Origin of the sequence: Sporotomaculum syntrophicum (assembly GCF_009932395.1) — a bacterium.
GTDB lineage: Bacteria > Bacillota > Desulfotomaculia > Desulfotomaculales > Desulfallaceae > Sporotomaculum > Sporotomaculum syntrophicum.
Window position 1 is genome coordinate 1 of the sequence record NZ_LSRS01000031.1, and the last position, 15,914, is coordinate 15,914.

Annotated in this window: 15 protein-coding genes and 1 other annotated feature; all 15 genes read left to right on the plus strand. The window is 46.4% G+C overall.

Annotated elements, in window-relative coordinates:
* Positions 1–526: EF-Tu C-terminal domain-related protein (locus tag SPSYN_RS15530; RefSeq protein WP_243153088.1), on the plus strand; the 526-nt coding region annotated here is incomplete at its 5' end.
* 138 nt (positions 527–664) lie between these two features.
* On the plus strand, positions 665–814 hold the full coding sequence (rpmG, locus tag SPSYN_RS15535; protein WP_161823390.1) for a 50S ribosomal protein L33: 150 nt from the start codon (positions 665–667) through the stop codon (positions 812–814).
* Between the two features lie 23 nt (positions 815–837).
* On the plus strand, positions 838–1,152 hold the full coding sequence (gene secE, locus SPSYN_RS15540; RefSeq protein ID WP_243153089.1) for a preprotein translocase subunit SecE: 315 nt from the start codon (positions 838–840) through the stop codon (positions 1,150–1,152).
* 45 nt (positions 1,153–1,197) lie between these two features.
* The gene (nusG, locus tag SPSYN_RS15545) at positions 1,198–1,725 is read left to right on the plus strand and encodes a transcription termination/antitermination protein NusG (RefSeq protein WP_161823391.1); all 528 of its coding nucleotides are present in this window, start codon (positions 1,198–1,200) and stop codon (positions 1,723–1,725) included.
* A 21-nt stretch (positions 1,726–1,746) separates the two neighbouring features.
* Complete coding sequence (gene rplK, locus SPSYN_RS15550) at positions 1,747–2,172, plus strand: 50S ribosomal protein L11 (protein WP_161823392.1); 426 nt, start codon at positions 1,747–1,749, stop codon at positions 2,170–2,172.
* A 47-nt stretch (positions 2,173–2,219) separates the two neighbouring features.
* Positions 2,220–2,918 carry a 50S ribosomal protein L1 gene (gene rplA, locus SPSYN_RS15555; protein ID WP_161823393.1) on the plus strand — a complete coding sequence of 233 codons (699 nt, stop codon included), beginning with the start codon at positions 2,220–2,222 and terminating at the stop codon, positions 2,916–2,918.
* 10 nt (positions 2,919–2,928) lie between these two features.
* Positions 2,929–3,083: a sequence feature (ribosomal protein L10 leader region), on the plus strand.
* Positions 3,084–3,099: 16 nt separating this feature from the next.
* Positions 3,100–3,636 (plus strand): 50S ribosomal protein L10, encoded by a 537-nt coding sequence (gene rplJ, locus SPSYN_RS15560; RefSeq protein ID WP_161823394.1) that lies wholly within the window; start codon positions 3,100–3,102, stop codon positions 3,634–3,636.
* A 62-nt stretch (positions 3,637–3,698) separates the two neighbouring features.
* Complete coding sequence (rplL, locus tag SPSYN_RS15565) at positions 3,699–4,076, plus strand: 50S ribosomal protein L7/L12 (protein ID WP_161823395.1); 378 nt, start codon at positions 3,699–3,701, stop codon at positions 4,074–4,076.
* A gap of 321 nt (positions 4,077–4,397) precedes the next feature.
* Complete coding sequence (rpoB, locus tag SPSYN_RS15570; protein WP_161823396.1) at positions 4,398–7,898, plus strand: DNA-directed RNA polymerase subunit beta; 3,501 nt, start codon at positions 4,398–4,400, stop codon at positions 7,896–7,898.
* Between the two features lie 32 nt (positions 7,899–7,930).
* Positions 7,931–11,407 (plus strand): DNA-directed RNA polymerase subunit beta', encoded by a 3,477-nt coding sequence (gene rpoC, locus SPSYN_RS15575; RefSeq protein WP_161823397.1) that lies wholly within the window; start codon positions 7,931–7,933, stop codon positions 11,405–11,407.
* Between the two features lie 172 nt (positions 11,408–11,579).
* Entirely contained in the window at positions 11,580–11,834 is a 255-nt protein-coding gene (locus tag SPSYN_RS15580; protein ID WP_161823398.1) for a ribosomal L7Ae/L30e/S12e/Gadd45 family protein, read from the plus strand.
* Positions 11,835–11,882: 48 nt separating this feature from the next.
* Entirely contained in the window at positions 11,883–12,257 is a 375-nt protein-coding gene (rpsL, locus tag SPSYN_RS15585; protein ID WP_161823399.1) for a 30S ribosomal protein S12, read from the plus strand.
* Positions 12,258–12,304: 47 nt separating this feature from the next.
* A complete protein-coding gene (gene rpsG, locus SPSYN_RS15590; protein ID WP_161823400.1) occupies positions 12,305–12,775 on the plus strand; it encodes a 30S ribosomal protein S7 in 471 nt (156 codons plus the stop codon).
* A gap of 17 nt (positions 12,776–12,792) precedes the next feature.
* Complete coding sequence (gene fusA, locus SPSYN_RS15595) at positions 12,793–14,865, plus strand: elongation factor G (RefSeq protein WP_161823401.1); 2,073 nt, start codon at positions 12,793–12,795, stop codon at positions 14,863–14,865.
* 30 nt (positions 14,866–14,895) lie between these two features.
* Positions 14,896–15,914, plus strand: a 1,019-nt coding sequence (gene tuf, locus SPSYN_RS15600) for an elongation factor Tu (protein ID WP_161823404.1), incomplete at its 3' end; no start/stop codon positions are given.

Consider the following 15,914-nt stretch of genomic DNA (forward strand, 5'->3'; position numbering starts at 1 on the left):
CACAGGTCGTGGCACCGTAGCAACAGGACGTATCGAACGCGGTTCCATAAAAGTAGGCGAAGACGTAGAAATCGTAGGCTTGATGGATAAACCTCGCAAGACCGTAGTCACCGGCGTAGAAATGTTCCGCAAGATCCTGGACCGCGGTGAAGCGGGCGACAACGTAGGCTGCCTGCTGCGCGGTGTAGATCGCAAAGAGATCGAACGCGGCCAGGTGCTGGCCAAACCGGGCAGCATCAAGCCCCATACCAAATTTAACGCAGAAGTCTACGTGCTGACCAAAGAAGAAGGTGGCAGGCATACCCCGTTCTTTAACGGCTACCGCCCACAGTTCTACTTCCGCACTACAGACGTTACCGGCGTAGCCCAGCTGCCGGAGGGTGTGGAAATGGTTATGCCGGGCGATAACATTAGAATGAATATCGAGCTGATCACTCCCATTGCTATAGAAGAAGGATTGCGCTTCGCCATTCGTGAAGGTGGTCGCACGGTGGGTGCTGGTGTGGTTACCGGTATTAACGAGTAATGCATATGTTTTAGGGTGGAGATTGATTCCTCCAATTTCCACCCTTATCTTGACAGCTTATATGAATTGTGATAAAGTTTGTAAGGTAATTTTTATAAAAAAGGCAAAATGCCTTTTTTAGTTTAGGAGGTGGGTCCGGTGAGGGTAGGAGTAACGTTGGCCTGCACAGAGTGTAAGCAAAGAAATTACACAACAACTAAGAATAAGAAAAACGACCCTAACCGTATTGAAATGAAGAAGTACTGCAAGTTTTGTCATACCCATACCATGCATAAAGAAACCAGATAAGTATATTTAAGGATGTGGCATGAGTGGCCGTAGCCAAAAATCAGGACGGGTCAATGAAAAAAGATAAGGGCACAGGCGCAGGGAAAGAGCTGGCTATAAAAGATAGCCGTAAAGAAGTGGCCAGAAAAAGTGCTGCTGCCAATAAGCCGAACAGGATTGAACATACAAAATCTTTTTTCCGTGGAGTAATGAACGAACTTAAGAGAGTACACTGGCCAACCCGCAAAGAAACCATGATTTACACCGCAGTGGTTTTAGTTTCGGTTGTGTTTGTAGCTGTACTCATTTGGGTATTTGATATAATTCTCGGATCGGCCATGGGTATGCTGATAAAATAATCAAGGGGGTGAGGGGCCTGCGATCACGCCGGGTCCCTTATATTTATGAGTAAGCGCTGGTTTGTCATACATACCTATTCAGGTTACGAAAATAAGGTTAAGGCGAACCTGGAAAAGCGCATTGAGTCCATGAATATGGAAGACAAGATATTCCGTATTTTGGTTCCCATGGAAGATGAGATTGAACTTAAAGATGGCAGAAAAAAGGTTACCAAGCGGAAAATTTTTCCCGGCTATGTGCTCGTGGAAATGATAATGACCGATGATTCATGGTACGTGGTGCGTAATACTCCCGGAGTTACTGGTTTTGTCGGTAGCGGAGCTAAACCTATTCCGCTGGATGAGGATGAAGCCCGGCAAATAATTAGAACCATGGGCATGGAAGAACCACGTACGAAGGTTGATTTTAATGCCGGTGAACACGTTCGAGTCATCTCCGGACCATTTGAGAATTTTGGCGGTACTATTGAAGAGATACTCCTGGAGAAAAGCAAGCTAAGGGTATTGATATCGATGTTTGGTCGAGAAACTCCGGTAGAGCTTGATTATAATCAGGTCGAGAAAATAAATTAATTGTGTTAGGAGGTGTAACAGATGGCTAAACGGGTTGCAGCTGTAATAAAATTGCAAGTTATGGCAGGGAAAGCTACTCCTGCTCCCCCGGTCGGACCAGCACTTGGTCAGCATGGGGTTAACATTATGCAATTTGTTAAAGATTATAATGAACGTACTGCGAAGCAGGCTGGAATGATTGTGCCTGTGGAAATAACTGTTTATGAGGACAGGAGTTTTACTTTTGTCACTAAAACACCGCCGGCAGCGGTACTATTGAAAAAGGCAGCCGGTCTGGAGACTGCATCGGGTGAACCTAATAAAAAGAAAGTTGGTAAGGTAACCAGTGCCCAGGTACGGGAAATTGCTGAATTAAAGATGCAGGACTTAAATGCTACCAATGTTGATGCTGCTGTGCGCATGATTGAAGGTACAGCCCGCAGCATGGGTATAGAAATCGCCGGATAGAAAAGTGGGAGGAATACTCCGTTACTACCACTGGGAGGTAATGCTATATGCCAAAAAGAGGGAAAAGATATCAAGAAGCAGCCAAACAGATAGACCGCACTAAAGTATATGAGCCATTAGAAGCCATTGAGCTGTTAAAAAATATGGCTAAAGCCAAATTTGATGAAACGGTGGAAGTGGCGATCAAACTAAACGTGGATCCGAGACATGCCGACCAGCAGGTTCGTGGTGCCATGGTTTTGCCTCACGGTACTGGAAAAACTCGTACTGTGCTAGTATTTGCTAAAGGTGATAAAGCCAAAGAGGCAGAAGCTGCCGGGGCAGATTTCGTTGGTGCGGAAGATATGGTTGAAAAGATCCAAAAAGAAGGTTGGCTTGGTTTTGAAGTTGCTATTGCCACGCCGGATATGATGGGTACGGTTGGTAAACTAGGGCGTGTTCTTGGCCCTCGTGGATTAATGCCCAACCCGAAAACAGGTACTGTTACCTTTGACGTTACCCAGGCGGTACAAGAAGTGAAGGCTGGTAAAATTGAATACCGGGTAGATAAGGCAGGGAATATTCATGCCCCTATCGGTAAAGCTTCTTTTGAGTCCGAGAAATTAATCGAAAACTTAAAAGCATTGGTTGAGCAGCTTATTCGGGTAAAACCATCAGCAGCTAAAGGCCAATACATTAAAGGCATTACGGTTACTACTACCATGGGGCCCGGCGTTAAGGTTAGTGCCCAGAAAGTTACTGCATAAATTAAATTAAAAAAATAGTTGTACCTAGCTGCAGACAGCAGGTGCCCGTTACGGGCTTAATGGTTATACGCCGCCAGCCGAGGCCGGGAGGGTTAAACCTTTTAAGTATTGCTTAAACGGGCCTCTGGCATGTGCGTTTGCGCCGGAGGTTTTTTAGTTGCTGGAAAAGGAGGTGTACATATTGCCAATTACCAAACAGGAAAAAGAAGAAATGCTGCAAATGCTCAGGGAAAAGATGGGCTCTTCGCAGATTGTTATTATGGCTGATTATAAGGGTATTAACGTAGACGCTATAACTAAGCTGCGCCGGCGCATGCATGAGTCCGGAAGTGAGTTTAAAGTAGCCAAAAATACGATCATAAAAAAAGCGGCCAAGGAATTAAACTTTGAGGGTGCAGATCCTTATCTGGAAGGCCCTACTGCACTGGCTTTTGGATTAAATGATCCAGTAGCTCCGGCTAAAGTTTTATATGATTTTATTAAGGAGTTCAAAAAGCTTGAAGTAAAAGCAGCTATATTGGAAGGACAGTTAATTAGTGCAGAGCAGGTTAAAGCCCTGGCTAATCTTCCTTCGCGAGAAGTTTTGCTGGCACAAGTGTTGGGTGGTATGCAAGCTCCTATGTATGGTTTTGCCGGAGCGTTGCAGGGCTTACTGAGGAATCTTGTGTATGTACTTGACGCCGTGCGCGAGAAAAAGGCCGGCGAAGCAGTAAGTTAAATGATGAGAATTATTACCAATTATCTATAAGAAATTTAATATTTTGGGGAGGTTAATATCATATGTCTAAAGTTGCAGAAATACTAGAAGCTGTAAAAGGCTTAACCGTGTTGGAGCTGGCCGAACTGGTCAAAGCATTTGAAGAAGAATTCGGCGTAAGTGCTGCTGCACCCGTTGCCGCTGTCGCTGTTCCCGCAGCTGGTGCCGCCCCTGTCGAGGAAGAAGCGCAAACTGAATTTGATGTGATTTTAACTGCTGCTGGCGATAAGAAAGTTAACGTAATTAAAGTGGTGCGTGAAGTCACTGGCCTTGGTTTGAAGGAGTCGAAGGAACTAGTGGATGGCGCTCCTAAACCAGTTAAAGAAAAAATTAGCAAGGAAGACGCTGAAGCTCTGAAGGCCAAGCTTGTTGAAGCTGGCGCTTCTGTAGAAATCAAGTAGTTTTCTTGAGTAGGTTAAAGCCGCTCCCCAACAGGAGCGGCTTTTTATTGACACTTATAAATTATCATGTTATAATTCAAGAATGTCCATTATAAAGAACATTGGTAAATATAGCAGGTTTTTCCGATTTGAATCCGTGACTAAGCATTATATTTTTTATGCATGCTTGGTTAACGTATTGGCTATAAAAATGTTGGAAATAATACATTAGATAGGTATTTTTATTTTATTAGTAAGCGAGGGATTGTGAAAAGGACAAGACCTTGCTTTTCGTCGTTTGTATTAATATTAATGCCTTATTTTGGGGGTGTGGTGCTGTAGATGTATCCTGAACAACTGGGTACTAGAACCAGGTGGAATTTTGGGAAGTTCCAGGAAGTTTTGAAGCTACCTAATCTCATTGAAGTGCAGCGCAATTCGTACATGTGGTTTCTTGGCACAGGTTTAAGGGAGGTATTTCACGATATTTCCCCCATCCAGGACTTTACCGGTAATTTGGTACTGGAGTTTCTTGATTACAGCCTGGGAAAACCAAAGTATGGGGTCGAACAATGTAAGGAACGAGATGTTACCTACGCAGCTCCGCTTAGGGTAAAGGTACGCCTTATTAACAAGGAAACCGGTGAGGTTAAAGAACAAGAAGTCTTTATGGGTGATTTTCCGCTCATGACCGATAAGGGCACCTTTATTATCAACGGGGCTGAACGTGTTATTGTTAGCCAGTTGGTGCGCTCACCCGGTGTTTATTTTGCGGAAACACACGACCCCAGCGGTAAAAAGCTTTATGGAGCAACAATCATACCCAATCGTGGTGCTTGGCTTGAATTTGAAACAGATGTGAATGATCAGCTATTCGTGCGTATTGATCGCACCAGAAAAATTCCTGCGACAGTATTGATTAGAGCGTTGGGCTATGGATCCAATATCATGATCTCTGATTTATTTAATGAAAACATACATATCCAGGAAACCCTGGCTCGCGATAATACTGACTCCACGGAAGACGCGCTGGTCGAGATTTATAAGCGACTACGTCCCGGTGAACCACCGACGGTGGATAGTGCAAGGTCGTTGTTAGATACGCTTTTTTTCGATCCCAAACGCTATGACCTGGCTGTAGTAGGTCGCTATAAGCTGCAGAAAAAACTAAAACATGGGGTGTTGTACCGTTACCCCGAAGGCGAAAACCAGGAAACCGAATTCGATCCTTATTTAAAAACAGATGTGCCCAAAAACAGGGAATTTATTCGTGAGTTAACTCCTCAGGATATTATCGAAACTGTAAATTATCTGTTGCGCCTTATGGAGGGCGAGGGTCAGGTTGACGATATCGACCACTTGGGCAACCGGCGTTTGCGTTCGGTGGGGGAACTGCTGCAAAATCAGTTTCGCATCGGCCTGTCCAGGATGGAGCGCGTGGTGCGAGAACGTATGACCATTCAGGATGTGGATGTCATTACTCCGCAGGTCTTGATAAACATTCGCCCCGTAGTCGCGGCAATAAAGGAATTTTTTGGTTCGAGCCAGCTAAGTCAGTTTATGGACCAGACCAATCCGCTGGCAGAGTTAACCCACAAACGCCGTTTATCTGCTTTGGGACCTGGGGGCCTCAGCCGGGAGCGGGCTGGTTTCGAGGTTCGTGACGTACACCACTCCCACTATGGCCGGATGTGTCCCATTGAAACCCCTGAAGGACCAAATATTGGTTTAATTGGTTCGCTGTCCTGCTATGCGCGCATTAACAATTTTGGTTTTATTGAAACACCATATCGGAAGGTGGATAAGGAAAATCGGCGTGTAACGGAGGAAATAGTCTACCTTACCGCAGATGAGGAAGAAGATGTAATTGTTGCCCAGGCAAATGCGCCGCTGAACGAGGATTCTTATTTTACTCAGGAACGGGTCAACGCCCGTCACGGCAGTGAAATATTGGTGGTACCTTCTGAAAAAGTAGATTACATGGATGTTTCACCCAAGCAGCTGGTTAGTGTGGCCACCGCTTTAATACCATTTTTGGAACATGATGATGCTAACCGTGCACTGATGGGTGCCAACATGCAGAGGCAAGCTGTACCTTTGCTTAGGACTGACGCCCCCCTGGTGGGCACTGGTATAGAGTACACAGCGGCCAGGGATTCCGGTGTGGTTAAACTGGCGGAAAATAGTGGTGTAGTGGAAAAAGTCGTGGCTACTGAAATAGTTATCCGCACTGACGATGACCGATTGGATAAATATAAATTATTAAAGTACACCAGATCTAACCAGGGCACCTGTATTAACATGCGTCCCATCGTTAGTAAGGGTGAAAGGGTTGTGGCCGGTCAGGTAATTGCCGACGGGCCGTCTACTGATAATGGCGAACTAGCCTTAGGCCATAATATACTGGTGGCCTTTATGCCCTGGGAAGGTTATAACTATGAGGACGCAATACTGCTCAGTGAAAAGACGGTTAAGGAGGATTACTTTACCTCAATACATATTGAGGAATATGAATGCGATGCTCGGGACACCAAGCTGGGTCCTGAGGAAATTACTCGCGATATCCCCAATGTAGGCGAAGAGATATTAAAGGACCTGGATGAACGTGGCATTATTCGTGTGGGTGCTGAAGTGCGGCCAGGAGATGTACTGGTAGGTAAGGTTACACCTAAAGGGGAAACCGAGCTTACAGCAGAAGAACGTTTACTGCGGGCCATCTTTGGAGAAAAGGCCCGCGAAGTGCGGGATACCTCATTGCGTGTACCTCACGGTGAGGCCGGCAAAATAGTGGATGTTAAGGTGTTTACCCGAGATAACGGCGATGAGCTGCCGCCTGGGGTTAATCAGCTGGTACGGGTTTATATCGCGCAGAAACGCAAAATATCCGAGGGCGATAAAATGGCCGGACGACATGGCAACAAGGGTGTTGTGGCCCGTATTTTACCTGAAGAAGATATGCCCTTTTTACCGGACGGCACGCCAATAGAAATCGTTCTTAACCCCCTGGGAGTACCATCTCGTATGAATATCGGTCAGGTGTTGGAAACACATCTGGGATGGGCGGCCCGTGAATTAGGCATCCATGTTGCAACACCGGTATTTAACGGTGCGTTAGAAGCCGACATTGTGGACAGTTTGGAAAGGGCGGGGTTGCCGGCTAGTGGGAAAATTACCCTGTACGACGGTCGTACCGGTGAACCATTCGATAATCCGGTTACCGTTGGATATGTTTATATGCTTAAATTGCACCACTTGGTAGATGATAAAATCCATGCTCGTTCTACTGGCCCATATTCACTGGTTACTCAGCAGCCCTTGGGTGGTAAGGCACAATTTGGCGGCCAGCGTTTTGGTGAAATGGAAGTATGGGCCCTGGAGGCTTATGGGGCAGCTTATACTTTGCAAGAAATACTTACTGTTAAATCAGACGACGTAGTCGGTCGGGTAAAAACCTATGAAGCTATTGTCAAAGGTGAAAATGTTCCAGAACCAGGCGTACCAGAATCATTTAAGGTGCTCATCAAGGAATTGCAAAGTTTATCCTTGGATGTGAAGGTGCTTTCAGAGGATGACAGGGAAATTGAAATTAAAGAAACTGAAGATGATATTGCCGAAACAGCTAAGGATTTGGGCCTCGAATTGCATGAGGATCGGGGACGGCGTCGGGATGATGATTATGACGAACCTGAAGTAGAAGAAGACGAAGAATCAGGCGATGATATTGATGAGTTAAATGAGGATGCTCTTATCGATAAAGAGGTTGAATTGGATGATCTAGATGAAGTAACTGATCTTGATGGGGAATTAACTGACGATTTCGACCCTAATGAGGAGAATTACTAAAGCAGATAGAAAATCCGAAGGGAGAGAGGTCCTTGCTGGACTTAAATAACTTCGATCGAATTCGCATAGGCTTGGCTTCTCCGGAACAAATCCGGAACTGGTCTAGCGGTGAGGTCAAAAAGCCCGAGACCATCAATTATCGTACACTAAAACCTGAGCGGGACGGGTTGTTTTGCGAACGTATTTTTGGCCCTACCCGTGATTGGGAATGTCATTGTGGTAAATATAAACGTGTTCGTTATAAGGGCGTAATTTGCGATCGCTGCGGTGTTGAGGTAACGCGTTCAAAGGTGCGCCGGGAGAGGATGGGCCATATTGAACTGGCCGCTCCAGTTTCTCATATCTGGTATTTTAAGGGTATACCCAGTCGCATGGGACTTTTACTGGATATGTCACCCCGAGCCTTAGAAAAAGTTCTTTATTTTGTATCTTATGTTGTAATCGATCCTTTGGAAACGCCGTTGCTTAAAAAACAGCTGCTCACTGAAACCGAATACAGGGAGCATCGAGAGAAGTATGGTAATAATTTTAATGCCCTGATGGGTGCTGAGGCGATTAAACAACTATTGCAGGAAATTGACCTTGAAGAAATGAACAAGGAGTTGCGGCAAGAGTTGCGTGAGGTTTCCGGACAGCGCAAAATTCGTGCTGTTCGCCGGCTGGAAGTAGTGGAAGCCTTTCGTAAGAGCGGTAATCGTCCGGAATGGATGATTTTAGACGTAGTGCCGGTAATTCCACCTGAACTGCGTCCCATGGTACAGCTGGACGGTGGACGGTTTGCTACTTCGGATTTGAATGATCTTTACCGACGCGTAATCAATCGCAACAATCGCCTGAAGAGGCTGCTGGACCTTGGCGCTCCGGACATTATTGTGCGCAATGAAAAGCGCATGCTGCAGGAAGCTGTAGATGCGCTGATCGACAATGGCCGCCGGGGTCGCCCGGTGACTGGCCCGGGGAACCGACCGTTAAAGTCGCTAAGCGATATGCTTAAGGGTAAGCAAGGCCGGTTTCGCCAGAATTTGCTGGGCAAACGGGTGGATTATTCCGGACGTTCTGTTATTGTGGTAGGGCCAAAGTTACAGCTGCACCAGTGTGGTTTGCCTAAAGAAATGGCGTTGGAGTTATTTAAGCCGTTTGTAATGAAAAAGCTGGTCAATGACGGGCACGCTCATAATATAAAAAGTGCCAAACGTATGGTTGAACGCGTGCGACCGGAGGTGTGGGATGTCCTGGAAGAGGTTATTAAAGATCACCCGGTGATGTTGAACCGTGCACCAACATTGCATCGTTTGGGCATTCAGGCTTTTGAGCCTAAGCTGGTGGAGGGCAGGGCTATTCAAATTCACCCGCTGGTATGTACTGCTTATAACGCTGACTTCGATGGCGACCAGATGGCTGTGCACCTGCCTTTATCTGCGGAAGCACAGGCCGAGGCCAGGTTATTGATGCTTTCAGCGCATAATATTTTAAATCCTAAGGACGGTCATCCTGTTGCCATCCCGACTCAAGACATGGTGCTGGGCAGCTATTATTTAACGATGGAAAAGCCGGGCGCTCTTGGCGAAGGTAAGCGATTTTGCAGCAAAGAAGAAGCCATGATGGCTTATGAAAACGGTGTTGTAAGCCTCCACGCCAAAGTAAAGATCAGGTTTGATGATGAGCTAAAAGAAACAACTGTTGGTCGTGTGATCTTTAATTCGGTTATTCCAAAAGAGATAGGCTATTTCAATCAGGTGGCCGATAAAAAGACACTGAGCAGGATTGTGGACGAATCTTACCGCAAGCTTGGTTTTTCTGCGACGGGTGAGTTTTTAGACGGCATTAAGACCTTGGGCTTTAAGTATGCCACCAAGGCGGGAGTAACTATAAGTAATGCTGACATTATTATTCCCTCCGCAAAGAGAGAAATACTGGATGATGCGGAAAAGCAAGTGGGTAAAGTAGAGGTCCAGTATCGCCGTGGTTTGATTACAGAGGAAGAGCGCTATCGTAAAGTTATTGGCATTTGGAATGAAGCAACCAGAAAGGTTACAGATGCCCTGGTTGACTCCCTGGATAGATTTAACCCGGTATATATGATGGCTAATTCAGGTGCTCGTGGTAACATTCAGCAGATACGCCAGTTGGCTGGTATGCGTGGTTTGATGGCCGATCCTTCAGGTCGGATTATTGACCTGCCCATTAAAGCAAATTTCCGTGAAGGACTAACGGTCTTAGAATATTTTATTTCAACGCACGGAGCGCGTAAAGGTCTCGCCGATACAGCGTTGCGAACAGCAGACTCGGGATATTTAACCCGCCGCCTGGTTGATGTGGCACAAGATGTTATCGTACGGGAAGTTGATTGCGGCACCGAAGAGGGCATCAATGTCTCTGAAATTAAAGATGGTACCGAGGTAATTGAAAAATTAGAGGATCGCATTGTCGGGCGAGTAGCTTTGGAAGATATCACACACCCTGAAACCGGTGAAGTTCTGGTCCCAGGAGGTAAAGTGATAGAACATGATGATGCGGATAAGGTTATCACGGCGGGTATTAATAAAGTTAAGATTCGTTCAGTGCTTACCTGCAAAAGCAGGTATGGAGTATGTATCAATTGTTACGGTCGCAATTTGGCCACTGGTCGTATGGTGGATATTGGTGAAGCAGTGGGCATTATTGCTGCACAATCGATTGGTGAGCCGGGTACTCAGTTAACCATGCGTACGTTCCACACCGGTGGTGTAGCTGGTGATGATATTACTCAAGGTTTACCCAGGGTTGAAGAACTTTTTGAGGCCCGTAAGCCAAAAGGTCAGGCGATTATTACCGAAGAGGCCGGTGTGGTTGAATTAAGAGAAGTCAAAGGCCGACGTGAAGTAGATATAACCAGTGATGACGGTAACAAAAATAATTACGTAATTCCTTACGGTGCCCGCATGAAAGTGCATAATGGAGACAGGGTAGAAGCCGGTGATGAACTAACCGAGGGTTCTGTTAATCCACATGATCTGCTAAAAATTAAAGGTATTACAGGTGTGCAAATATACTTGCTGCATGAGGTACAGCGAGTATACCGCTTGCAGGGTGTGGATATTAACGATAAGCATATTGAAGTAATGATCCGACAGATGCTGCGTAAGGTGCGGGTCGAGGACCAGGGCGATACATCACTGTTGCCCGGGGGCTTAATTGATATATTTGACTTTGAAGAAGAAAACAGGTTGGTTGAGCTTGAGGGTGGTGAGCCCGCTCAGGATAAACCGGTATTGCTGGGAATTACCAAGGCGTCACTGGCTACCGACTCATTCTTATCGGCAGCTTCATTCCAGGAAACCACTAGAGTGCTTACCGAGGCAGCGATTAAGGGAAAGATGGATCCGCTGCTGGGACTTAAAGAAAATGTAATTATTGGTAAGCTAGTTCCTGCAGGTACCGGCATGAGCCGCTACCGCAATGTAGAGATCAATCCGTCAGAGAAAGAGGCTGAACAGTTGGAAACAGCAGAGCTAATAACCGAAGTATAAATATGCAAATAGCACAAGAATTGTAATGCAGCCGGGAACCACAAAAATGCCCGGCTTGCCCCCGGAGGCATGAAAAAATGGTGCTGTTTGCCGGGTGTTGGCGAAATTTATTGACTTTGAAAACCGGTAGTGATATTATCTTTAAGTGTGTTATTTTTGGGGGTGGGTGATTATGCCTTATAAACGGCTACAGGCGGCTAAGGAAAAGTCTGTGGGCAGTAAGCAAACCGTTAAGGCATTGAAAAAAAACCTGGCCAAAGTGGTATACGTGGCAGATAATGCTGATAAACATGTTGCCGAGCCCATTATTGCTATTTGTGAGGAAAAACAAGTACCATATATCCGGGTAGATTCTATGAAGAACCTGGGCAAGGTATGCGGTATCAAAGTTGAGTGTGCTGCGGCAGCTATTATAAGAGAAGATTAATTTTACATTTTTCTTAGATTAATAAATTATAAAGGAGGTGTAATTAATATGCCGACAATCCACCAACTGATCAGGAAAGGCCGGGAGGATTTAACAAAAAAATCTAATTCACCGGCACTTAAAGAATGTCCGCAAAAAAGGGGTGTATGCACCAGGGTATATACAACTACCCCCAAAAAGCCCAACTCTGCGCTGCGCAAGGTAGCCAGGGTAAGACTTACCAATGGTATTGAAGTAACCTCCTATATTCCAGGTATTGGACATAACCTGCAGGAGCACTCAGTGGTGCTGGTTCGTGGCGGTAGGGTTAAGGACCTGCCGGGTGTGAGGTATCACATTGTCAGGGGTGCATTGGACTGTGCCGGAGTACAGAGCCGTAATCGGGGTCGCTCAAAATATGGTGCCAAACGGCCCAAAAAATAATGGAATTTTTTTAAGCTTTATATTTAATGACGTAAGGGGGGAAACAAATGCCGAGAAGAGGGGCTGCACCGAAGCGTGATATCATGCCAGATCCAGTGTATAATAGCAAGGTGCTTACTAAGTTGATCAATCAAGTTATGCTTGATGGGAAAAAAGGCGTAGCGGAAAGTATCTGCTACGGTGCTTTTGATATTATTCGGGAAAAAACCGGCAAGGATCCCAATGAAGTGTTTGAGCAGGCCATGAAAAATGTAATGCCAATTCTGGAAGTCAAGGCCAGGCGGGTGGGTGGTGCTAACTACCAGGTGCCTATTGAAGTAAGACCTGAGCGTAGACAAACATTGGCCATTCGCTGGATAACCAAGTATTCCAGAGAGCGTTCCGGAAGAACCATGAGAGAACGCTTGGCAGATGAATTAATCGATGCTGCTAATAACACTGGGGCCTCCGTGAAACGGAAAGAAGATACACATAAAATGGCTGAGGCTAATAAGGCTTTTGCGCATTACAGGTGGTAGTGAAAGGGGGGGTCTTAATGGCGAGGCAAATTTCACTCAAAAAAACTCGCAACATAGGCATTATGGCACATATCGACGCCGGAAAGACCACCACCACCGAGCGTATCCTGTTTTACACAGGGAAAGTACACAAGTTGGGTGAAGTACATGATGGTGCGGCAACAATGGATTGGATGGTTCAGGAACAGGAACGAGGTATTACCATTACCTCAGCTGCAACGTCGTGCCAATGGCAAGATCATTATATAAATATTATAGATACACCCGGGCACGTGGACTTTACCGTTGAGGTGGAAAGGTCGCTGCGAGTACTGGATGGGGCGGTTGCCGTTTTTTGTTCGGTAGGTGGTGTTGAGCCCCAGTCTGAAACGGTATGGCGGCAGGCCGATAAATACAGGGTGCCACGGATTGCTTACATCAATAAAATGGATCGGGTTGGCGCAGATTTTTTTAATGTCATGACTATGATGCGCAAAAGGTTAGGTACCAACCCGGTAGCATTACAATTACCCATTGGCGTTGAGGAAAATTTTATCGGTATTGTTGACTTGGTTCAAAATAAGGCGATTATATATCATGACGATTTGGGTGCTTATAGAGAGGAAGTAGATGTTCCTGAAGATATGCGGGAGCTGGTTAACGAATACCGGGAAAAGTTGTTAGAAGCAGTAGCTGAATTCGACGAAGAGTTGATGCTTAAGTATATAGAAGGGGAGAAGTTTTCCAGCGATGAAATAAAAAGCGCGTTACGCAAAGCCACGCTAGCGGTTAAGGTTATCCCGGTCTTATGCGGTTCTTCTTTTAAAAACAAAGGCGTTCAGCCCTTGTTGGACGCTATCGTAGATTATTTGCCATCCCCGTTGGATGTTCCCGCTATTAGTGGTGTGCATCCCGATACAAAGGAAGAAGACATTCGGATGGCTGATGATGAAGCGCCTTTTTCAGCTCTAGCTTTTAAAATCATAACGGATCCATACGTAGGTAAGCTTACTTATTTTAGGGTCTATTCTGGACAGATAATTAGCGGATCGTATGTTTATAACTCAACTAAGGGTAAACGGGAGCGTGTTGGACGAATTTTAAGGATGCATGCTAATCACCGGGAAGAGGTCAAAGAGGTTTATTCCGGTGATATCGTTGCAGCCGTAGGGCTAAGGGATACCAGTACCGGGGATACCCTGTGTGAAGAAGAACATGCGATACTTCTGGAGTCTATGGAGTTTCCCGAACCTGTTATATCCGTAGCTATTGAACCGAACACCAAGGCCGACCAGGATAAAATGGGAGTAGCGTTGCAAAAATTGGGTGAAGAAGACCCTACCTTTAAGGTGAATATTGATGAAGAAACAGGTCAAACCATCATTAGGGGAATGGGTGAACTACACTTGGAGATTATAACGGATCGCTTGTTGCGCGAGTTTAAAGTGCAAGCTACTGTAGGTAAACCGCAGGTCGCTTATAAAGAGACGATCCGCAGAAAAGCCAGGGCCGAAGGTAAATTCATTCGTCAGTCCGGTGGGCATGGTCAATATGGCCACGTGGTAATTGAGATTGAACCGGCCGAGCCGGGCACCGGTCTTGAAATTGTTAACAAAATTGTTGGCGGGGTTATTCCCAAAGAATATATACCGGCAGTATCAAGCGGTATTTCGGCGGCTATGTCCAATGGAGTTTTAGCATCTTATCCGCTGGTGGACTTGCGGGTAACTTTGCTGGACGGATCCTATCATGATGTTGACTCTTCTGAGCTGGCCTTTAAAATAGCAGGCAGCATGGCTCTGCAAAACGCTGCTAAGAATGCCGGTGCGGTGCTCCTGGAACCGGTCATGAAGGTTGAGGTTGTGGTCATGGATGAATACATGGGCGATGTAATTAGCGATATCAATGCCCGCCGGGGACGCATTGAAGAAATGGAGTCCCGGGGTATAAACCAGGTTATTCATGGTGTGGTACCGCTTTCGGAAATGTTTGGTTATGCCACTGAGCTGCGTTCAAGAACTCAGGGGCGGGGTACTTACACCATGCAGTTTAGTCATTATGAGGAAGTGCCGCAAAATATTGCGGAAAATATCGTATCCAAAAGATTTTAAGGATTAAAGCAAGGAGGAATAAAACCAACCATGGCAAAGGCGAAATTTGAGCGGACCAAACCGCACGTAAACATTGGCACCATTGGTCACGTAGACCACGGCAAGACCACACTGACTGCAGCCATCACCACCGTACTTTCTACAATAGGCGGAGCTGCAGTTAAGAAATACGACGAAATTGACAACGCCCCGGAAGAAAAAGAGAGAGGTATTACAATTAATACCTCCCACGTAGAATACGAGACCGAGAACCGTCACTATGCCCACGTCGACTGCCCCGGTCACGCCGACTACGTTAAAAACATGATCACCGGTGCAGCCCAGATGGACGGCTCAATCCTGGTCGTATCGGCAGCAGACGGCCCCATGCCCCAGACTCGTGAACACATCCTGCTCTCCCGCCAGGTAGGCGTGCCCTACATAGTAGTTTACCTGAACAAAGTAGACCAGGTAGACGACGCTGAACTGCTGGAACTGGTGGACATGGAAGTGCGCGACCTATTAAACCAGTACGAATTTCCCGGCGACGACATCCCCGTCATCAACGGTTCAGCCCTAAAAGCACTGGAATGCGGCTGCGGCAAACGTGACTGCGAATGGTGCAAGAGCATCTGGGAACTAATGGATGCAGTAGACTCTTATATACCCAACCCGGAGCGCGACATTGACAAGCCGTTCTTAATGCCGGTAGAAGACGTATTCACCATCACAGGTCGTGGCACCGTAGCAACAGGACGTATCGAACGCGGTTCCATAAAAGTAGGCGAAGACGTAGAAATCGTAGGCTTGATGGATAAACCTCGCAAGACCGTAGTCACCGGCGTAGAAATGTTCCGCAAGATCCTGGACCGCGGTGAAGCGGGCGACAACGTAGGCTGCCTGCTGCGCGGTGTAGATCGCAAAGAGATCGAACGCGGCCAGGTGCTGGCCAAACCGGGCAGCATCAAGCCCCATACCAAATTTAACGCAGAAGTCTACGTGCTGACCAAAGAAGAAGGTGGCAGGCATACCCCGTTCTTTAACGGCTACCGCCCACAGTTCTACTTCCG